Raw genomic sequence first — 22,907 nt, forward strand, 5'->3', positions numbered from 1 at the left:
AGGGAGAAAAATATGAGATACAAAAAAATTATAACATTATTAGTAGTAGCTATACTTGCACTAAATTTGGTGGCATGTTCCACACCTACTCAAGGAGATGCAATAAAAGGCTCAGTTTTTCAGGGGACTCAAGGAAAAGAAATGGTAACGTTAAATGTTACATCTGAGCCAACAGAATTGAATCCAATGAGAATGAGTGATACTATTGCACAAAGTATTCTCTATCATTGCATGGCTGGATTCACAAAGTTGAATGAGAAGGATGAGCCAGTGGCTGATTTAGCAGAACGTTGGGATATAAATGATGCGAACACTATTTATACAATGCATCTAAGAAAAGATGCAAAATGGTCAAATGGAGACCCAGTAACCGCGAATGATTTTTACTATTCCTGGGTGACACAGATGACGCCTTCTACTGGAAGTATATTTGCTTCGTATATATACAAGAATATTAAAAATGGAGAAGCATTTTATAAGGGTGAGATTGACGAATCACAGCTTGGGTTAAAAGTATTAGATGATTATACATTAGAAATTCAATGGTCTCATCCAATGACTAATGGCTTGTTTTATTTGTCACAGCCATATTTTTTGCCAATAAATAAAAAGGCTTATAAGGCAATTGGTGATAAACAGTACGCTAAAGAGGCCGATAAAATGGTAACAAATGGTGCATATAAAATAACAGAATGGGTTCATGATGACCATATTACAATGGAGAAGGCTGAAGAATATTATAATGCATCAGAAATTAATATTCCTAAAGTTAAGTTGGTTATGATAGGAGATGCAAATACAAGTTTGAATGCATTTACTGCTGGAGAAATTGACCTTTGTAACCTATATAACGAACAAATTAAACTCGTGAGAGACAAAAGTAAAGATACTATTCAATCCTATATAGATGGAGGATCTTGGTATTTAAGCTTTAATACACAAAATGAGTATCTTTCTAACATAAACCTAAGAAAAGCACTTGCCTATTCTATTGATGTACAAAGTCTACTTAATAATGTAATTAATGATGGTTCTATAGCAGCCAATGGTCTTGTACCAGGTGTTATAAAAGGTGTTGATGGTAAAAGTTATGCAGAAAAACGTGGTAGCTTATTTAAGTATGACAAAGATAAGGCAAGGGAATTCCTTGACAAGGCACTTCAAGAACTTGGGATAGAAAAGAAAGATATTAAACTTGTATTTTGGACATCAGATACAACATATAATCAGAATCAGGCTGCCTACTTGCAACAACAATGGAAAGAAAATCTTGGACTGGATGTAGAACTGAAATCTACAGCAGTCAAAGCTTTGTCTGAAGCAAAAAGAAATGGTGATTATAGTTTTGCAGTGGATGCTTGGGGTCCTTCTGAGAATGATGCAATTACATTTTTGGAGAACTATACAACAGAAAATATGAACAATTATGGAAAGTATTCCAATCCAAAGTATGATAAGTTGATTGAGGATTCAACTCATGAGAGTGATTCTAAAAAGCGTCAAGAGATACTGATACAGGCAGAAAAAATTCTAATGGATGATATGGTTATAGGACCGATGTATTTTACATGTACTACTTATGCAGTTTCTGACAAACTAGTTGGTCTAGTACGTACACCATTTCAATTCTTTAACGTTTTAAATGCACATATTAAGTAAATAAAAAACATGACAGGAGCAGACAATATGTCTTTACAAATGAGGTATATCGCTAAGCGACTTATTTATGCGGTACTTACTGTATGGGTTTTGATTTCCATTACATTTTTACTGATGCAGATGCTTCCAGGAGACCCTTTTTCTGGACTTAAGGTAATTAATCCTGAGATAAAAGCTTCTTTAGCCACAAAATATGGTCTAGATAAACCTGTATTAGAGCAGTACGGAATATATGTGAATAATTTGATACATGGAGATTTTGGTTCTTCAATTGTTTCTGGTCGTCAAGTCACAGATATTATAGCCCAGGCATTCCCAGTTTCTTTAGAACTGGGAATACGGGCTTTGATTTTTGCAATCATTTTGGGATTTTTGTCAGGTATTACAGCTGCTTTGAAGCATAGGACAAAGTGGGACACATTGATGATGATTTTGGTGCTTCTTGGGGTGTCTGTTCCATCATTTATTATTGGTGCTTTGTTGCAGTATTTTTTTGGAATTGTGTTGTTTCAATTTACTGGTATCCATTTTTTTGCAATTATAGGATGGGGGAGTGAAAATAGCAAGATTTTACCTGCATTTGCGCTAGCTTTTGGCTCTATGGCAAGTATTGGAAGATTAATGCGTTCTAGTATGCTTGATGTACTTGGGCAGGATTATATTCGTACAGCAAAAGTGAAAGGAATCAAGAAAAAAGATATTATCCTTCATCATTGTCTACGCAATGCATTAATGCCAGTGATAACAGTTCTTGGTCCTATGACAGCAGTTCTGTTGACTGGGACATTTGCTGTAGAATATGTATTTTCTATTCCAGGTCTTGGAAAATACTTTGTGGACTCAGTACAGGCCAATGACTATCCAGTGATTATAGGAACAACATTATTTTTTGGTATGTTTCTTGTGTTGTGTAATCTAATCGTGGATATTTTGAACAGCTGTATAGACCCTCGCGTGAGATTAGGAGGTGAGGAAAATAGATAGTAGTAAAAGAGTACTTGTTCATGAAGATTTTTCATCTATTGATGACTGTAATTCAGATATGACTAATAACGAACAGGTGTATCCCTCTATGAGTTTTGCAAGGGAGACCATATCCATACTACGCCACAATAAAATTGCAGTAGTATCATTTATAATGATACTTATTCTTATGATAGGTTCAGTATTTTTTCCAATATTTTGTAATTTTGATTTTTCATCTCAGAATGTGGCATATGCAAATAACCCCTTTTTTAGTAAAGATATGAGTAGTGGTTTTACTCATATCTTTGGTACAGATAATCTTGGGCGTGATATTTTTGTACGTATCTGGTATGGGACACGAGTATCACTTCTAGTAGCAGGGGTGGTAGCTATCATAGACTGCATAGTAGGAGTGGTATATGGTAGTATTTCTGGATATATAGGTGGTATGGTTGACAATGTAATGATGCGTACATTGGAAATCATTAGTGGAATTCCATACCTTGTTGTTGTTCTTTTACTTATGGCAGTGCTTCCACAGGGAATTGGAACTTTGATTATTGCCTATACCCTTGTAGGATGGACTAGTATGGCACGATTGGTAAGAGGACAGGTGGTTTCTCTTATGGGGAGAGAATTTATAATTGCTGCAAAAATTATGGGAGCAAGTATGGGACGGATTATTTTCTTCCACTTAATTCCTAATATGTTAGGTATTATAATTGTACACATGACATTGAGCATTCCAGGAATTATATTTACAGAAGCATTCCTATCAATGTTGGGAATGGGAGTTCCACCACCATATCCATCATTGGGAATTATGGCAAATGAAGGTGTTGCTGTTTTTCAGACTTATCCAGCAAGGCTTGTAGTGCCAGGATTATTTATTTGTCTGATAATGCTTTCTTTCAATCTCTTGGGAGACCAACTTCAAGATGCTCTAAATCCTAGATTAAGGAGGTCTGCTTATTATGGACGACATTCTAAGAATTAAGGAATTAAATGTATCTTTTGATATGTACGAAGGAACAGTAAATGCAGTTCGAGGTGTATCGCTTTCCATGAACAGTGGCGAGATTCTTGCGTTAGTGGGTGAAAGTGGTTGTGGTAAAAGTGTAATGGCACAGTCAATTTTGCAACTAAATCCTTCACCACCAGCTAAAATTATGGCTGAGGAATTGAAACTTCTCAATTTTGATATTTTGAATGCATCAGAAAAAGAGATGGAACGAATAAGAGGTACTTTAGCAAGTATGATTTTTCAAGACCCTTTGACCTGTTTGAATCCTACAATGAAAATAGGTAAGCAGATTACAGAGTCACTATATAGAAAAGAGAAAATGTCATCATCTGATTGTAAGAAAGAGGCAGTTAGATTACTTGAAATGGTACAGATACCAAATGCTGAACTACAAGCAGAACAGTACCCTCATCAATTTTCAGGAGGTATGCAACAACGTGTAATGATTGCTATGGCTTTGGCATGCAATCCTAAACTACTTATTGCAGACGAACCAACAACAGCTCTTGATGTTACTACACAACTGCAAATCTTGAAATTGATTGCTAAAATTAGAAAAGAGATGGGAACAGCTGTACTTTTGATTACTCATGATTTTGGTGTTGTAGCAAACTTGGCAGACCGTGTAGCAGTGATGTATGCTGGAAAAATTGTGGAAGAAAGTGGTGTGAAAGAACTTTTTAATAGAGCAACACACCCATATACACAGGCACTGTTAAGAACACTTCCTACATCAGGTGTTATAGGGGAACGCATATCTATATTGGGAAGTCCACCAAACTTATCTGATTTGCCAGTCGGTTGTTCTTTTTCAAAGAGGTGTCCATATTGTATGAAGATTTGTTTGAGAGAAGAGCCACCTTTATTTGAGGTTTCAAATAGTCACAGTGCTTCTTGTTGGCGTCTGCATGAAAGTTTTCCAAAGGAGGAATTGGATGATGGAAAAATTACTTGAATTAAATAATGTATCCAAGAGCTTCCCTCTAGGAAGAAAGCGCAAAAATATTGCTGTCAATCATGTGAACCTAACTATTTATAAAGGTGAAACTCTAGGGCTTGTTGGAGAATCTGGTTGTGGAAAATCAACTCTTGCAAGAGTTATTATGGGTGTATATCCATCAAGCGAAGGTGAAATATTATTTCAAGGCAAAAAGTTAGAACTACATAGACAAAGTAGAAGAAAGGCATTTGCACAACATACACAAATGATATTTCAGGACCCATATATGTCTTTAGACCCACATATGACAGTAGAATCTATTATTGCAGAAAATTTGAAGGTTCATGGGATGTTGGATAAAAATACAAGAACACAAAAAGTATATGAATTGTTAGAAATGACTGGGCTTTTGAGAGAACACGCAGGACGTTTCCCACATGAGTTTTCAGGAGGGCAAAGACAAAGAATTAGTATTGCACGTGCACTCGTGGTTCAGCCAGATTTTATTATATGTGATGAACCAGTGTCAGCACTGGATAATTCTATTCAGAGTCAGATTATAAATCTTTTATATAAGTTAAAGATGGAGTTTGGTCTTACTTATCTATTTATTTCACATGACTTAAGCATGGTACGTTATATTTCTGATAGGATTGCTGTGATGTATGCTGGTAGAATCGTGGAAACTGGAAATGCTGAGGCGGTTTACAATACACCTTTACATCCATATACACAGATGCTTTTGCGTGCAGTTTTGACTCCAAATCCGAATAGCAGAAATATACTACATGAAGAAGTAGATGTACAAGACGAAGTCAAAATTTTTTCGAATTCTGAAAAAGGATGTCCTTTTGTGGAGCGTTGTCCAGTATCAGCAGAATATTGTAGAAAAGAAATGCCTGAATTATTTGAACATAAACAGAATCATCTAGTTGCTTGCTATATGGCAAGTGAAGGATTTAGCTATTATAAAAAGTAATTTTTTAGTGTAATGATAAATTAATTTTATTTAAAATACATATGCTTTACCTCTTGTACTCAAATTTCTTAAATATTAAAATCTAGAATATTAATTAAAAAAGAAGTAGTAAAAAATAGCTTATAAAAATTCAACAGAGGAGTTGAACTTAAAATTTGATTAGAAAAAAATCAATTTTTAGACAACTCCTTATTTTTTTTGAAAAGTAATATACAAGCTATCATAAGCATATAATTCTCTATAGATAATTAACAAGGGGGATAAAGTTATGAGGTATTATAATAAACCTACCAAAGAAGTCTTAAAATACTTAAAGACAAATCCAGAAGTTGGACTTGCTGATAATGAGGTAGAAGAGAGGAAGCTTAGATATGGATTAAATGAATTTACGATAAAAGAAGGACGAACATTTTGGGACGAGTTGGGGGAAAGTCTGACAGAACCTATGATATTAATTCTTATAGGAGCAGCAGTAATAAGCTCATTTGTGGGAGAATTGCATGATGCATTAGGTATTTTAGGAGCTATCTTTATTGGTATTTCCATAGGTATAATAACTGAAGGGAAATCTAAAAAAGCTGCTCATGCTCTATCAAAATTAACAGAGAATATAGAGGTAAAGGTACTTAGAAATGGAAAGATAGTTAAAATATCAAAAAATGATTTAGTACCAGGAGATATTGTATATATAGAAACAGGAGATATGATACCAGCAGATGGAAGGCTTATACAATCTATAAATCTAAAGCTTAGAGAAGATATGTTAACAGGCGAATCTGATGATGTAGCTAAAAATGCTGATGCTATATTAGATATGGAGGTAGTTTATTCTAAAACAGAAATAATTGAACAAGATACAATACCCGCAAAACAAATCAATATGGTATTTGGGGGAACTCTTGTAGCATATGGTAGAGGGATAATGGTTGTTACTCATATTGGTGATAAGACAGAGATGGGTAAGATAGCACAGAACTTATCAAATGATGACCAGCAAACTCCACTTCAAATTAAATTAGGTAAGTTAGGTGCTAAAATAGCAGGTATATCAGGTGTAATAGCTACATTATTATGTATGTTTATGATTATACAAATGCAAAGAAGAGGTATGCTAATTTTGGATACAAGCAGTATTTTATCTTTTTTACAATCATTAGAGCCTGCTAAAAATGCATATATGGTTTGTATTGCTTTAATAGTTGCAACAGTACCAGAAGGTTTACCAACTATGATAAATATTACTTTAGCCATAACAATGCAAAAGATGGCAAAGATAAATGCATTAGTAACAAAGAAAGAAGCCTGTGAAACTATAGGTTCTGTCTCTGTAATATGTTCTGATAAGACAGGTACTTTGACACAAAATAAGATGATGGTAGAAGTAGCATATGTTGATGGTAAGTATATAAGTAGTGGAGAATATCAAAGTAATAGTTATTTTGAACAAAACTGTATAGTGAATTCAACAGCTGATATAGAAAAGGGAGACAATTCATTTAAATATATTGGAAGTGCAACAGAGTGTGCATTACTTTTATATCATAACGATAAAAATTATAATGAAATGAGAAAACAAACTTATTTAATATCACAAATCCCCTTTAGTTCAGAAGAAAAAAAAATGTCAACATTAATTCGTCAAGAGGATTCGGATATACTACTTTCAAAAGGAGCTCCAGAAGTATTATTAAAGAAATGTTCTTATGTACAACAAGGAAAAAGTATTGTCCCAATAACTCCTAAAATAGAAAAAGGTATTCTCGATGAAATTAAAAAACTACAAATTAAATCTATGAGAACATTGGGGTTTGCTTATAAAAAGATGACTAAATCTAGAACAGAAGTTGCAATAACTTCAGAAGGAGAATTGAATTTAATCGGAAATCCAAGAGGGTATGAGAAGGAAGAAAATTTAGTATTTAGTGGCTTTGTAGGAATAGTAGACCCATTGAGAGCAGGTGTTAAAGAGTCTATTGATAAGGCATTTAATGCAGGTGTAGATGTAAAAATGCTTACAGGGGATAATATCAATACAGCAACTGCTATTGGAGATGAATTAGGATTATTAAATGATGGTAAAAAGGCAGTTGAAGCAACCTATATAGATGTACTGACAGATGAAGAGTTAAGAGAAGAAATAAAAGGAATATCTATTGTCGCAAGAAGTAAACCAGATACAAAGATGAGAATAGTTTCTGCACTTCAAAAAAGTGGTGAGGTTGTAGCCGTAACAGGTGATGGTATAAATGATGCTCCAGCTCTTAGTCAAGCAGATGTTGGTATCGCTATGGGAATCTCAGGTACAGAAGTATCTAAAAATGCAGCAGATATAATATTGACTGATGATAGTTTTAGTACAATAGTAGAGGGAATAAAATGGGGAAGAGGTATTTATGAAAACTTCCAAAGATTTATACAGTTCCAGCTTACTGTAAATATAGTAGCATTTATAATTGCTATAATATCTCAACTTACTGGTAAAGATATGCCATTTACTACAATACAATTATTATGGGTAAATATAATAATGGATGGTCCTCCAGCTCTTGCATTAGGATTAGAACCTGTTAGAGATTATGTATTGAAAAGAAAGCCAATAAATAGACATTCTGGAATAATAGCTAGGTCTATGTCTGTTAATATTATTATAAATGCTATACTTATGATTACAATTGTATTTACACAATCAGCTTTTAATATATTGGGAGCAACTCCAGAAGAACAAGGTACAGTTATATTTTCATTATTTGCATTCAGTGCTCTTTTTAATGCATTAAATTGTAGAGAATTTGGATTAAACAGTACAATACCAAATCTATTTAAAAATAAATTAGCATTACAAGTAATAGTTGTGACAGGGGTGATTCAAATAATATTTACCCAAGTATTCCAAAGTTTCTTCAATTCAGTGTCACTAGGGTTTGATATGTGGATAAAGATAATATTATTCGCATCGACTATTCTATTGTCAAATGAATTTGTAAAATTACTTCTTAGAACAGTAAAAAATAGTAAGAAAGTAAATCTTAATAATAAAAATTAGATTATAAAATTTCGCAAAATCGTATTAATACTACGCTTTTGCGGTTTTATTTGTTTTTGTGTAAGTGATTTCAAAATACTATTTATCACTTTTTTGTATGGTACATTATTATACTTAAAAAGATGATTGACCATTAAAATATGGTATTTAGCAAAATATTCGTGAGATTTAAAGATTATTATTGCTACTAATTTACTGCCATTAAATGAGTCCTGATATGATGTAAAGAGTCTTGAAGATATAAACTGATAAACAACATAATTTTAAAAGTATTTGATATGAAATAATGATATATAATCTTTTAATGGTAAAGAGTTTCTTTACCAATGTCGCAATATTTATTTTGTCTGATATAATGGTTAAAGAACATTAACGAAACATATTGAGGAGAACTAAAAGAGTAAAAATACAAATAAAAAGTATATCTGAGTATTTAAGTAAGTTAAAAATATGTATGGGTTTAAAAATAGGAATTTTATAAAGGAGTTGCTAAAATTATGATTGTATATTTTTCTGGGACTGGTAATAGTGAATATGTAGCAAAAAGAATGGGTAAAGAGCTTCAGAATGAAGTATTGAATATATTTGAAAAAATTCGAACTAGGGATTATTCTCATTTAGCATCTGAAAGACCATGGGTTATCGTTGTACCAACTTATGCATGGCGTATTCCACGTATTGTGCATGAATGGTTGATGAAAACAGAACTTAGTGGAAATAAGAATATTTATTTTGTAATGACCTGTGGGGCTGATATTGGCAATTCAGGCACATACTTGAAGAAATTGTGTAAAGCAAAAGGGATGAATTACAGAGGATGTGCTTCTGTAGTCATGCCAGAAAACTATATTGCGCTTTTTAGTACACCAAGTAAAGAAGAAGCTCTAGTAACGATTGAACAAGCTGAGCAGAAAATATCATCTACAATACAATGTATTAGAACTGATATAGCATTCCCAGAATCGAAAGCAACATTTAAGGCTAAATTCAGTAGTGGATTGGTCAATAATATATTTTATCCAGTATTTGTTCATTCTAAAAAATTTTATGTGACAGATGCTTGTGTTTCTTGTAAGAAATGTGAAAATGTATGTCCACTTGGAAATATACACCTTAATGATGGAAAGCCAAACTGGGGAAATCATTGCACTCATTGCATGGCTTGTATATGTCGATGTCCAAAAAAAGCTATTGAATATGGCGAACATAGCAAGGGGATGGCACGTTATATTTGCCCAAAGGAAATCTAAAAATAAATGACTTAAATTAATCCTGATGTATTTTGATGAGGGTGCTTTAAAAGCAATCATTATATAACATAGATTTTATTTAATGGAGTATTAATTTAAAAGACAGTTGATAAATAGTCAGCTGTCTTTTTTTAATCAATTAAATTAATTAGTCATCATAATTAAATTATAATGAAACTTGTATTATAGATATTTTTCAATTTTACTTTGTTCAATTACACGTTTACCTAATAAGGTAATTGCCTGTTTTGGGCAATTATTAACACAGCGATAACACATAGTACATTGATTTCCTGGTATAGCAACACCATTTTTCACAACAATATTTTTCAAGCAACATAGGCTTGCACATTTTCCACAGCCAATACATTTATCAGCACTTATTTTTAATTTGTCTGAATAGTATTTTGTTTTATTAATAAAATATAACCTTTGTCCAAATAAACCTGCTATATGATGAAAAATTCCGATTCCATCTTGTGGTGGAGTTCCATCTTGTATTTTTCTTACAGCATGCTTTATTTTTTGCTCTGCATTTGTTATGAGTTTCTTGTTGCTTTCTAAAGTCTTTTTTAATGCCTTTTCATCAGCAATGCTATCAGGCATTTTTAAATGTAAACCTCCAATAGTGACTGCACCATATTTTTTAAGCAAACGAGCTAAGATACCTGCTCCATCTCCAATGAATAACCCCATTGTTGTAATAATAAAAACTCGCTTGTCTTTCCATAAATTTTGATGATTGATTATAAAGTCCTTTAATATTTTAGGTATGTTGCTGTATTGTGTAGGATAGCTAAATACAATATCTTTATGCTGACTAATTTGATGTAACAATTGCTTATCTTCAATAGAAAATGCTTTTGATGTCATATCATATTCCTGCAAAAACTTTTCTATACAATATTTTGAATTGCCTGTTCCACTGAAATATATTCCTAGCATAATTTTTCTCCAAATCTTAATTTATTGACTTATTTGTTTTATTCTACCATGAGTATATTTAAAAGTCATTTTTTTATGTTTTGAATAGATATTTGAGCAAAAGTTATGTGAATTAATTTTGATATGTAGAAAATAGAGCATTTTTTATTGATTTAAAAATGTTGTTAATAAAGAATTTTTTATTTTACTTAGATATAAATTAATATAAAAAATCTGTTATAAATATGTTGGTTTGATTATAAATAAGATATTTCTATGCTACTTAATAAATAAAAGTTGTCAATTAAGATGCATATAAATAACTAGTATTATGAAAAATATAATAGAGAATTTGTTTGTGATATTATTTTATATTTATATTTATATGAGTAGGAAGTGACTATAGGTTATAATAGTAGAAAGCTTAATAAGTGAATGTTAAGGAATAAATGCAATTGATAAAAATTTAAAAATTTTATCTAAAGGGATATATAGAAAGGAAAATATTTATGAAGTTTAAAAGGTGGGTCAGTATAATTTTATCTATAATAGTTATAAGTGCTCTTCTTGTGGGTTGCACAAATAAATCTAATTCGGATACAGTATCAAATGAAAAAATATCATATGAAATAAATTCAACAAAAAATAGCAATAATAAGGTTGAAACTAATAAATTTAATTTAGGAACATCAGAAATGGTTATAAGAGGTAAATCTATACCATTTAATATGGAAGGAATAATATCAGTACCTGAAAATATAAAAGAAAAAGCACCTGTAGTATTAATCTTTCATGGACAACATGGAGATGGAGAAAATGATTTTGAAGATGGATTTAAATATCTTACTGAGGCTTTGGCAAAAAATGGTATAATAGGAGTATCTATTGATACCTCAGTAAATTATACTTTTAAGTATGGAGAACCAGTGGAAAATGAAAGAATAACTTATTTAGCTCAAACATATATACAAACTTTTAAAGACATAAACGAAGGTAAGAAAAATGGATTTGGGTTATACCTCAAAGATAAAGTTGATTTAAATAGAATTGGTCTTATAGGACATTCTGTAGCAGGTTCAGGGGTAATTAAAATAGCAGAAGACCAAATACAAAAAGGATTCAAAGGGATAAAAGGAATTATATCACTTACACCAGCGTATAATAGTCCGATAGAAAAGTTTACTGATATACCAACAGCAATAATAGTTTCAGAGTATGATGGAGATGTTGTTCATAGTGGAGATGATATTTTTTATGATATATCTTTAGATAAAAATAGAAAAAGCCCATTGGGTCTAACTTATCTAGTGGGAGGAAATCATAATGCATACAACTCAGTTTTAGGAGAAAAAGAGTTTTCTAAGCCACAGACTACTAATGGAACTTATCCTGAGAAATTAGGACAAGAAGAACATAGAGATTTTTTCTCTAATTATGCAGTTGACTATATGAAATCTATTTTTGAGTTTGATAGTAGTGAATCACCTATCTTCAATAAAAAAGGATTGCCTTATAAAATGTATGGATATCAGACTTTAAATAAAGTTAAATATAGTGAATCTGTAGAATTATTCAATAAAAAGACATTTAAAAATATAAGTTCAAGTAATGTTGATATAAAAGAATTGGTTGAATCAGAGAGATTGAATAAAGATACTGCAAAAATATTTATCAATACTGGAGTGAATGAAGATTTAGACTTGTTACAAGTTGATTGGAAATCTGAAAGTGGAAAAATAGAACTACCTTTAAATAATAATAACTTAGGAGCTTATTCTGCACTAAAGTTTAGATGGGCATTAAACTCTCCTAGTAAATTAAATAATAAAGATAATGTAGTTTCTTTCAAACTTAGCTTAGTTGATTCTAAGGGAAAAGAAAGCAGTATCATTGTAGAAAATGATAAAGTATCTGCTATGAAGTATTTTGAAGGAGAAGTTATAAAAGATGAATATGTAGAAGGGAAGTTTATGGAATTCTGGTCAAGATATACTCCAATAAGTGATACAGTAATACCACTTGAAAAATTTAGAAATATAAATTTATCTAATATAAAGAATGTTACAATTGAATTTGAAAGTCCAGAAACTGGTTCAATTATGTTAAATAAAATAGTTGGTATAAAATAATAAAAGTGGTTCTAGATAAAAGTATAAAGTATCTAGAACCAATTTTATTAGACATTATTAATTTTAGTCAGAGATATAAAACTACTTCATATTAACTATAAGAAAAGAAAATTAAGAATATTTTACTGATATAGAACAAGTTTAAAGAATTTTATATCTAAATTGTGTTATCATGAGTAAAGATATCAAGTTTCGAGTTTATTAATAAAATAAAAGACAGGGAGGTAAGTTTCATGTTCTCAAAAATCCTAGTCAAAACATTTATCAAAGATAGTGAGAATGTTCAAGATAAAGTTGTTAGAAATAAGTATGGTTATGTAGCAGGAATAGTAGGCATAATATCTAATTTAGTTTTATTTATAGTAAAGGTTTCTATAGGTGTACTTACATCAAGTATAGCTATAATGGCTGATGCGTTTAATAATCTTTCTGATATGGCATCTTCAGCAATAACTATGATAGGGTTTAAACTAGCAAGTAAACCAGCTGACAAAGAACATCCTTTTGGGCATGGTAGAATAGAATATCTATCAGCATTAATAGTAGCTTTTATGGTTATGTTGGTTGGACTTCAATTTGTGAAATCGTCTATAGAAAGAATAACAAATCCAGTTCCTATAAAGTTTGAATTAGTACCACTGATACTTTTAATTGCATCTATAATGGTTAAAATATGGTTGAGTCGCTTTAATAAATTTATGGGAAATAAAATTAATTCATCAGCATTAAAAGCAGTGTCATTGGATGCTTTGGGAGATGTATTTACATCAAGTTGTGTAGTTATATCTTTTATTTTGGCTAGATTTACTGATTTACCTATAGATGGATATGTAGGTATTGTAGTATCATTAGTAATACTTTATGCAGGATTTTCTCTTGTAAAAGATACTATAAATCCTCTTCTTGGGGAAGCTCCAGATGAAGAAATGGTCAAATCTATTTTAGAATTATTATTATCTTATGAACATATAATAGGTACACATGATTTAATAATCCATAATTATGGAGTTGGAAGATGCATTGCATCTATACATGCAGAAATTCCAGCGAATATAGATATAATGGAAATTCATGAAATTATAGATACTGCTGAGAGAGAAATATCTGAAAAGTTGGATATATATTTGGTAATTCATATGGACCCTATATGCCTTGATGATGAAGAGGTTATATCATCAAAAAGAGAACTTGAAGAAATACTTAAGAAAAACAGCCTTATAAAATCTATGCATGATTTTAGGATAGTTGGAAAAGGAAGTAAGAAGAATTTAGTCTTTGATATAGTAGTTAATCCTTCTGAATTTTCTAAAGGTATGTCAGAAGAAGATCTAAAAGCAGATATAACAAAACTAGTTAAGGAGATGAATCCTGATTATAATTGTGTAATTGTTGTAGACAAGGATTTTATTTAATGATGATAAAAAAATAAAGGAAAAAAATGTAAAAAATATAGACAATAAAACATAGACATAATATAATGGATATATAACTGTATTTAATTTGAATATAATAATTTTTAATTATTTTTATAAAAAAATTATAGAGACGTTGAAGTATATCCTATTACTGGGCACCTTATGGGTATACAGAGTCAATGGTGCAACCGGCTATGAATATAAATTTTATTTATTTCATAGCTTTTTTTGTATAGTTTTTTGATAAAAAAAGTTAAATTATATTGGGTATTTATGGAATTTTACAAGAGTGTAAATAGATTAGAGGGGAGCAATCTATATGAAGAAAGGAAATAAAAAGGCATTATTAATCAGTTTAATTATGATTTTAAGTATGATAGTTACTACAATATATCCATCTGTATCTTATGCATCAGAATTAGAAGGCAGTGGGTCTATACAAAGCAATTCAAATAATTTACCAACTGGAGATGGAAAACAAGAAGAAAATAAGAAACCAGAACAGACTCCAGAGGGAGATAAGCAAGAAGAAAATAAGAAACCAGAACAGACTCCAGAAGGGGATAAACAAGAAGAAAATAAGAAGCCAGAGCAAACGCCAGAAGGAGATAAGCAAGAAGAAAATAAGAAGCCAGAGCAAACGCCAGAAGGGGATAAACAAGAGGAAAATAAGAAGCCAGAACAGACTCCAGAAGGAGATAAGCAAGAAGAAAATAAGAAGCCAGAGCAAACTCCAGAAGGAGAGAAACCAGAAGAAAACAAGAAACCAGAACAAACTTCGATAGAGGATGAAAATTTACTTAAGACTTTAGAAGAAGAACTTAATGAAGATAATGAAGACCACGGATTTATCGTAAAAATTAATAATGATGCAATAGAAACAGAGTCAATGAAAAAAATTACATTTAATTTAACTTATACTCCAACATCAAAAGGGATAAAAGCAGGTGACTCAATAACTTTTAAGGTTCCAGATGTATTTAATAAAGTTAATTTAGATTATACAAGTGAATGTTTTGATAAAACAGAGAGTAATGGAGAGTATACGCTTACATTTAGAGAATTACCTAATGGTCAAAGTGTAATGCAAGGAAAAATTGGATTAGAAGCATATGTGAATAAAGTTAATGAAGAAACAAGTGCCAAAATTCATATTGAAACTACTGGAAAGATAGAAAGTGGAAATGGAGATGTGGATATAGAAATAAAACCTGGCGATAAAGAAGACATTGAAGAAGCTAAAGGAACACTTAAGAAGCTTGTTGAAGGAAGAGAGTCAACTACTGTATTTATGCCAGTTAAAAATAAAGATGTAAATTATACTATACAAGTAAATGAAAAAGAAGAAGAATTAAAAGATATTACTTTATATGACGAACTCCCTGAAGGAATGACATTAATAAAAGATTCTGTAAGTATAGTAGCAAGCAATGGAAAAGAAGTAAGTGATTTTAATATTGAACAAGGTGAAAATTCTATTTCAGTTACTTTTGGAGATATAGATAAAGCGTATACTGTTAAGTATAAGGCTAGAATTAGTGATGAAAATGCAAAACATGGTAACAAATATAAGAATATAGCTAGATTAGAATCTGCAGGTAATAAAGTTCAAGAAGATGATGCTATTGTAAGTATATTTGATAGAGGAAATGATTATCTTTTGACTAAGGGGCATTCAGGAGCAACAAATATTACTCAAGTAGGTCAAGTAATCAACTATCAGATTTCAATAAATGATGATAAATCACCAGTAAGTAATGTGGTTATAACAGATAATATACCAGAAGGTATGAGATTAACTACTGCTGGAGAAGCTGGGCATGATTTTAGAGTTGTAGAAGTTCCAATGAATGGTGGCTGGACTCCTTGGAGTAAAGAAAAAATTGCAAATAATATTTCATATAAAACAGAAGAAAAAAGAAATGAAAGTGGGCAAGTAGAAAAAGTTATAACTGGATTTACAATTAATCTTAGTGAGGAAGAAGTAGAATCAAAGTTCTTTATAGCATATACATTAAAAGTTATTAGTATTGAAGATAGTTATACAAATAGAGCTGTTCTTGATGCGAATAATAGTCAAGTAGATAAAAGAGATGAGATAAGTTTTAAGAAGAACTCTGGATTAATAAGTGCCAAAAAAGAGGTTGATAAAAAGGTATTAGATGGAAATGATAACCAAATAGTTAAGTATAAAATAAACATGTCAACTTATGGTGTTTATGATGCAGGGCAAGTAAATATTTTAGATGAAGTAAATCCAAAATTAAAAATATCTAATATAAAATACTCTGATAATCTTGAACTTAAAAAAGAAGCTGAAGATGGAAAAAATACTATAAGATTAGTAAATAAATATGAATTTAAGCAAATAAAAGAAGGTGAACCTGTACAAGGTTGGGTTACATTTGATGCAGATTTTACAGATGTAAAAGTAGGGGAGACTATACAAAATGTAGCTCAGATTAATGGTTCAAGTCCTCCTGGTGTAGAAACTACTAAACAAGGATATGCTTTTGAAGCTAAGAAGGTAGACAGTTCAGATAAAAGTGCTCTTGAAGGTGCAAAATTTAATTTGGAAAATACCTTTGGAATAGTAGTAGTTAAGGATTTAGTTAGTAATGAAGATGGTATAATTGAATCTAGTGTCAAAAATCCAGGAACATATTATTTAGTGGAGACAATGGCTCCAAGTGGATATGAAAAATTAAAGGGTAAAATAAAGGTGGAAATTGATAGAAAAAATATTGGTAAAATTGTTGATATTGGGAATATAGAAAATGTAAAACAAGAAAATATTCCAGTAAATCCATCAGTACCACCAGGTACAGATGAACCAACAGTGAATCCACCAGTGCCACCAAGTACAGATAAGCCAAGTAAACCATCAAGACCATCTGATACAGAGGAAGCAACAATAAATCCACCAATACCACAATCAGAAAACGTGGTAAATCCTCCTATACCAGAGGTAGTAAATCCACCAATACCACCATCAGAAGATGTAATAGAAAAGCCTGTTAAACAAATTGTTCCAATACCAGAAGTAGTAAACCCACCAGTGCCACAGGAAAAGAATAATACAGTAAAAGATAATACTGTAGTAAATCCACCAGTGCCACCAAAGACAGGTGATAGTACTACAATTACTGTAGAAATACTTTTAGGATTAGGAGCTATTGTAGGACTTATTATATTGAGAAGAAAGAAAAACATCAATTAGACCCTAACATTATAAAAATATAAGTAATATTAAAAAATATCTTCTAAAACAATATTTTCAAGTGAGAATATTGTTAGAAGATATTTTTTTTTGGAGTATTATGTAAAAAAACAATCGTTTTTTAGAAGAAAAATCCAAAAAACTATAGACAAAGAGACAGATATAAGATATAATATAAATATAAAATTAAACGAGGCAAAACTAGGGAAACCTAGTCACGCAAAGCTATAGGGGCTAAAGTTTAAATAAACTACGCCAGCCAGTTGCCGAAAAGAGTAAAAATTTCTTTTTGTATATACAAAGATACTCTTGGGTATCTTTTTTATTTTGAAATTTATTACTCCCGGCCTAACTCAAAGGAGGGAATAATATGAAACCAAGTAAAAAATTATTAATCGCTATAATATCAATATTTTTAATAAGTTCAGTTCCAGTAAGTGCACATGCAGATAGTGCAACTTTAAAAAACAATAAAGAAACACTTAGTGAAATAGTGGTTCTTCCAAATGGAAATTACGATAAAAAAGAAGCTAATGCTATGATAAATAGACTTGCTAATATAGATGGAAAATATTTAAATGTATTAAAACAAGATAACTTAAAAATAAAATTATTAAGTGGAAAATTAACAGATGAAAAAGAATATGCTTATTTAAAAGGTGTAGTTCCTAAGGGATGGGAAAATACTGGTAAAACTTGGGATGATGTTCCTGGTTTAGGTGGAAGTACAGTAGCTCTTAGAATAGGATTTAGTAACAAAGGTAAAGGTCATGATGCAATAAACTTAGAATTACATGAAACAGCACACGCAGTAGACCATCTTGCATTAAATGATATTTCTAAATCAGCACAATTTAAACAAATATTTGCTAAAGAAGGGCGTTCTTTAGGAAATGTAAATTATTTAGGTGTATATCCAGAAGAATTCTTTGCTGAGGCATTTGCATATTACTACTTAAATCAAGACACAAATAGTAAATTAAAAGCAGCTTGTCCACAAACTTATAGCTTTTTACAAAACTTAGCAAAATAGAAAATTTATATAAAAAAATTAAGAGATGCTAGTATGCTAGCATCTCTTTTATATTGCGTGAAAAACTAATTAATTTAATCTTATGTATATATTTATTACTGACTTTTATATAATGACTCAATATGTTTATTATGAGATTGAGTTATTATTGTAGGTATAATAGAAACTATTGAACCAATTACTATCAATAGAATTCCTATAATCATATTAATAGGAATAAATTCTTTAAGAATTAGTAATGCCAGTATTGGAGATATTACTGGCTTAAAGAAAAATACTAAAGATGTAAGGCTAGTAGATGTAGCTTCCATTGCCATAAAATAAAGTGCATAACCAACACCTGTAACAAATACAAATACGTAAATCATAGTAGGTATGTTGTGTAAGGTATAACCACTAAAAATAGGTATATTTGCAAATACATGTAGTCCTTTTTTATTTAATATATTTGATATAAAATTAATCTTAGTAAGTAGAACCAATACAAGCATTTCTAAACTACCAAATATAAAGCTGAAACAAGTCACAACTATTCCACCAAATTTTAACGTTTTTCTTTTACCAAAAACAGTGTACATTGAAAAAATAATGGCAGAAGATAGTGTTAAGAATATACCACTAAAAGTTAATTTTGTGTGCAGTGGATTTATAATAACTATAATTCCAAGGACTTCTAATATAAGTGAAATTATATTGTGCCTATAGATTTTTTCCTTTAGAATCAAATAAGCTAGAAGCATAACAAATACTGGATTACAACTAAATAAGACAGCAACTACAGATGCTTTTGTGTTTAGTACAGCTAACTGGTACAATGACATACTTACTACAACACACATAAAACCTAAAAAAGCAAAGTATTTTAAATCTGATTTTGTAATAGAAAGACTAAGGGATTTTAATCTTTTTATAGCAAAAGGTAATAAGACTAAGCCACCAACAAAAAATCTTGATAAGGTTATTTGTATGGGATTAAAGTCATTAGTAACTGTCTTTAGACTAATTTCCATTGAACTAAAAAATAGGGTAGTTAGTATTATATAAACATAACCTTTTTTCAAATCAAACACCTCCTTGTAATTTATACTAGTACTATAAGCTACAATATTCAAGTACATTGGTATAAAATGGTATATAAATATAAGCTATAAAATTATAAGCTACCTTAATATAGAATATAAAATTCTACACTAAGGTAGCTAATTATTTGTAATTATATTTATTTAATTATTTTAAATTGTACAATTTAGATAATTTTTCAAATGCTGGTAGAGAACTCTTAACTTTATCGTAAGATACACAGTATGATACTCTAAAGTGTCCTGGGCAACCAAAAGAAGAACCTGGAACCAATAGTAAATTAAATTGTTTAGCATCAGCACAGAATTTTTTATCATCTTCAATTGGAGCTTTTGGGAATAAATAGAATGTACCACTAGGTTTAACACAAGAAAATCCCATTTCTATTAAGCTATTATATAAAAGGTCAAAGTTCTTTTTGTAAATATTTACATCAACTTCTGCATCTAAGCTTCTTGCAATAACTCTTTGGAAAAGAGAAGGAGCATTTACAAATCCAAGTATTCTATTTGCAACATTTAATGAAGACATAACATCATCAAAATCATCCATTTCTCCATTAGCCACAATATATCCTATACGTTCACCAGGTAGAGACAATGATTTACTATAAGAGTATCCTATAAATGAATTTTTATAGTATTTTAATATACAAGGAACTTTAGCATCATCATAAATTATTTCTCTATATGGTTCATCAGAAATTAAATATATATTTGTATTAAATTCTTTTTGTTTTGTATCTAGTAATTCTCCAAGGTTTTTTAGCAATTCTTCAGAATAAATAACACCAGTAGGATTGTTTGGAGTGTTTATTATTAGAGCTCTTGTCTTTGGAGTAATAGCATTTTTTAGAGCATATAAATCTGGTTCAAAAGTTTCTATGTTTGTAGGGACTTCGATTAGTTTTCCATCATAGTTTTCTGTATAATTTTTATATTCACCAAAATATGGTGCAAAAGCAATAACTTCATCGTCAGGATTTAAAAGAGTTTTTAAAATGATATTTAGACCACCAGCAGCCCCACAAGTCATAATTAAGTTATCTTTTGTAAGGTTTAATCCATTTTTTTTATTTATGTGGCTGGCAATAGCATCTCTTACATCTTCATATCCTGAGTTGTTCATATATCCATGAACTAGATTTGGAGATTCTTCATTTAAAATATCGCTTATAACTGCTTTAATAGTTTCTGGAGGCTCAACACTTGGATTTCCTATACTAAAATCAAAAACATTTTCTTCTCCGTAGATATCGGAAAGTTTTTTTCCCTCTTCAAACATGGCTCTTATAACAGAGCTGTTTGCAACTAAAGTTTGCATTTTATTAGATATCATATGTAACACTCCCTTTTATAGATTTATATTGCTTATGTATATATTACCATATTTTTACTGAATTTAGACAATTTTCGAAAAATTATTTGCTTGAAAATATAAACTTTTATATAAAATATATTTATGTATGATGTATATAAAAAATTACAAATTCTAACTAAAGAAGAATTATATTTTATGATAATTTTATAAGGTAGTATAAAAATATACAGTTATAAGGCAAAATATTCTTGACTGTATCAAGTATTTAATATAATATAGTTGATATAGTCAAATATATTATATTAGAATTATAGAGGGGAAATTAAAAATGGATTTTAAAAATTTACAGAATGAGAGTTTATCGTATATTATTTGTTATTTACAAAGGAACTTTAAACTTTATTGTGAAAAATGTCTAAAGCCATATAAGCTTACGAATGGTCTATATTTTTATTTAATTTATATCAATAAGAATAGGAATTGTTCTTTGAATGATATTTCGACGGAATTCGAGGTGGATAAAGCTCATACTACAAGAACTATCTCTAGATTAGAACAAGATGGTTACATAGAAAAGATTCAAAACCCTAATGATAGTAGAGCTTTTCAATTGAGAGTAACAGATAAGGGTGAAGAAGTACTGGGAGATATAAAAAACATATTTTCAAAGTGGGATAGTAATATAAAAAAAGAGTTTTTGGATGAAGAATACAAAGAATTAGTAAAGAAATTACATACAGTAAAAGATATAAAGGCAACAGTGGAGGAAGAATAGGATGTATAGCAACTTATTAAAGTCAATTAAAATTGGAAACTTAGAATTAAAAAATAGAGTATCTTTTGCACCTACAAGTATGGGTCTTAATCTGGAAGAACGAATTAACAAGCTTTGTAAAATTGCTGAATCAGGAGTAGCTTTAATTACTATAGGAGATGTATCAGTTAGACCTAGTTTTCATAAAATGGCTTTAAGCTTATCCAATGAAGATGGAATTAGAGAGTATAAAAAAATTGTAGATGCAATACATGATTCAGGGGCGAAAGTTTCAGCACAAATATTTTGTTCAGATTATGACATAAATTTAATCAGAGATACTATAAAATCGGGAATTACTTCACATGACGAAATAAAAAAAATTATGGATGATGGAGTAAAGGATTATGTAACAAATATGACAAAAGAAGAAATAAAAAATATTATAGAGTTGTTTAGAGTAACAGCATTGAATGCAAAAAAAGCAGGATTTGATATGATTCAAATTCATGGAGATAGACTTATAGGAAGCTTTTCATCCAGTATATACAACAGTAGAACTGATGAATATGGTGGAAGTTATGATAATAGAAGTAGATTTGCAAGTGAAATAATTAGTAGTATTCGTAATAATATAAAGGATGTTCCAATAGACTATAAACTTGCAATTAGACAAGAAAATCCTCATTATGGCAATGCAGGAGTTTTATTTTCTGAAGTAGAGCATTTTGTAAAAAAATTTGAATCACTTGGAGTAAATAGTTTTCATGTAACATTAGCAAATCATTCCAAATTAGAAGACACCATACCAGTTAATAATCATCCTTATTTTAAAGATGAAGGATGCTTTTTGTATTTAGCTGATGAAGTTAAAAAACACACAAACCTTCCAGTTTGTGGTGTTGGCAAGCTATCTAGTCCAGATTTCATAGAAAGTATTATATCAAATAACAGAGTAGATATGGTTGCTATGTCGAGACAACTATTGGCAGACAGTGATTGGTTGCAGAAAGTAAGAGAGGAAAGAGTAGATGATATCAAGAAGTGTTGCTACTGCAATAAAAAATGTGCAGATGCATTACAGACACATTCTCAATTTGGTTGTATATTAGATTAATAAAATCTTATAGTAATTGAAAACTTAATGGTATTAAGAAATTTTAGATAAATA

At 30.3% G+C, this 22,907-nt stretch carries 16 protein-coding genes and 2 riboswitches; of the genes, 13 read left to right on the forward strand and 3 right to left on the reverse strand.

Annotation, left to right across the window (positions count from 1 at the left end):
- The first annotated feature begins 12 nt into the window (after positions 1–12).
- From IC219_RS10315 to IC219_RS10345, 7 genes are all read left to right on the forward strand, one after another.
- Positions 13–1,659: a peptide ABC transporter substrate-binding protein gene (locus tag IC219_RS10315; protein ID WP_227830863.1), complete on the forward strand. Its 1,647-nt coding sequence runs from the start codon at positions 13–15 to the stop codon at positions 1,657–1,659.
- 27 nt (positions 1,660–1,686) lie between these two features.
- Positions 1,687–2,643 carry an ABC transporter permease gene (locus tag IC219_RS10320; protein ID WP_227830862.1) on the forward strand — a complete coding sequence of 319 codons (957 nt, stop codon included), beginning with the start codon at positions 1,687–1,689 and terminating at the stop codon, positions 2,641–2,643.
- Positions 2,627–3,622, forward strand: a complete 996-nt coding sequence (locus IC219_RS10325; RefSeq protein ID WP_227830861.1) for an ABC transporter permease — start codon at positions 2,627–2,629, stop codon at positions 3,620–3,622. The genes IC219_RS10320 and IC219_RS10325 overlap by 17 nt, the downstream gene beginning before the upstream one ends.
- The gene (locus IC219_RS10330) at positions 3,600–4,604 is read left to right on the forward strand and encodes an ABC transporter ATP-binding protein (protein WP_227482078.1); all 1,005 of its coding nucleotides are present in this window, start codon (positions 3,600–3,602) and stop codon (positions 4,602–4,604) included. Before IC219_RS10325 ends, IC219_RS10330 begins: the two co-directional genes overlap by 23 nt.
- Entirely contained in the window at positions 4,585–5,568 is a 984-nt protein-coding gene (locus tag IC219_RS10335) for an ABC transporter ATP-binding protein (protein ID WP_413926930.1), read from the forward strand. The genes IC219_RS10330 and IC219_RS10335 overlap by 20 nt, the downstream gene beginning before the upstream one ends.
- 268 nt (positions 5,569–5,836) lie before the next feature.
- Positions 5,837–8,611 (forward strand): calcium-translocating P-type ATPase, PMCA-type, encoded by a 2,775-nt coding sequence (locus tag IC219_RS10340; RefSeq protein ID WP_227434394.1) that lies wholly within the window; start codon positions 5,837–5,839, stop codon positions 8,609–8,611.
- A gap of 497 nt (positions 8,612–9,108) precedes the next feature.
- Positions 9,109–9,861, forward strand: a complete 753-nt coding sequence (locus IC219_RS10345; protein WP_227830860.1) for an EFR1 family ferrodoxin — start codon at positions 9,109–9,111, stop codon at positions 9,859–9,861.
- Between the two features lie 183 nt (positions 9,862–10,044).
- Here IC219_RS10345 and IC219_RS10350 read toward each other — a convergent pair whose 3' ends face one another.
- Entirely contained in the window at positions 10,045–10,806 is a 762-nt protein-coding gene (locus IC219_RS10350; protein ID WP_227830859.1) for an EFR1 family ferrodoxin, read from the reverse strand.
- Positions 10,807–11,294: 488 nt separating this feature from the next.
- On the opposite strand from IC219_RS10350, the gene IC219_RS10355 reads away from it, so the two are divergent.
- From IC219_RS10355 to IC219_RS10370, 4 genes are all read left to right on the forward strand, one after another.
- Positions 11,295–12,914 (forward strand): hypothetical protein, encoded by a 1,620-nt coding sequence (locus IC219_RS10355; protein WP_227830858.1) that lies wholly within the window; start codon positions 11,295–11,297, stop codon positions 12,912–12,914.
- 233 nt (positions 12,915–13,147) lie between these two features.
- Positions 13,148–14,326 (forward strand): cation diffusion facilitator family transporter, encoded by a 1,179-nt coding sequence (locus IC219_RS10360; RefSeq protein ID WP_227824321.1) that lies wholly within the window; start codon positions 13,148–13,150, stop codon positions 14,324–14,326.
- Positions 14,327–14,446: 120 nt separating this feature from the next.
- Positions 14,447–14,532: riboswitch (cyclic di-GMP riboswitch) on the forward strand.
- Between the two features lie 116 nt (positions 14,533–14,648).
- Positions 14,649–17,549, forward strand: coding sequence for an SrtB-anchored collagen-binding adhesin (locus IC219_RS10365; protein ID WP_227830857.1), 2,901 nt, complete (start codon positions 14,649–14,651; stop codon positions 17,547–17,549).
- 184 nt (positions 17,550–17,733) lie between these two features.
- Positions 17,734–17,820, forward strand: a riboswitch (cyclic di-GMP riboswitch).
- 99 nt (positions 17,821–17,919) lie between these two features.
- Positions 17,920–18,582 (forward strand): anthrax toxin lethal factor-related metalloendopeptidase, encoded by a 663-nt coding sequence (locus IC219_RS10370; RefSeq protein ID WP_227434400.1) that lies wholly within the window; start codon positions 17,920–17,922, stop codon positions 18,580–18,582.
- 95 nt (positions 18,583–18,677) lie between these two features.
- On the opposite strand, the gene IC219_RS10375 is transcribed toward IC219_RS10370, so the two are convergent.
- Both IC219_RS10375 and IC219_RS10380 read right to left on the reverse strand, forming a co-directional pair.
- Entirely contained in the window at positions 18,678–19,643 is a 966-nt protein-coding gene (locus tag IC219_RS10375) for a DMT family transporter (RefSeq protein ID WP_227824319.1), read from the reverse strand.
- Positions 19,644–19,809: 166 nt separating this feature from the next.
- A complete protein-coding gene (locus IC219_RS10380; protein ID WP_227434402.1) occupies positions 19,810–21,000 on the reverse strand; it encodes a pyridoxal phosphate-dependent aminotransferase in 1,191 nt (396 codons plus the stop codon).
- Between the two features lie 310 nt (positions 21,001–21,310).
- Between IC219_RS10380 and bilQ the strand changes: the two genes are divergently transcribed.
- Together bilQ and bilR are read left to right on the forward strand one after the other, a co-directional pair.
- Positions 21,311–21,757, forward strand: coding sequence for a bilirubin utilization transcriptional regulator BilQ (bilQ, locus tag IC219_RS10385; RefSeq protein WP_227434403.1), 447 nt, complete (start codon positions 21,311–21,313; stop codon positions 21,755–21,757).
- A 1-nt stretch (position 21,758) separates the two neighbouring features.
- On the forward strand, positions 21,759–22,853 hold the full coding sequence (bilR, locus tag IC219_RS10390) for a bilirubin reductase (protein WP_227830856.1): 1,095 nt from the start codon (positions 21,759–21,761) through the stop codon (positions 22,851–22,853).
- The last annotated feature ends 54 nt before the right edge of the window (positions 22,854–22,907 follow it).

It is taken from the genome of Clostridioides sp. ES-W-0018-02 (assembly GCF_020658175.1).
Classification (GTDB): domain Bacteria; phylum Bacillota; class Clostridia; order Peptostreptococcales; family Peptostreptococcaceae; genus Clostridioides.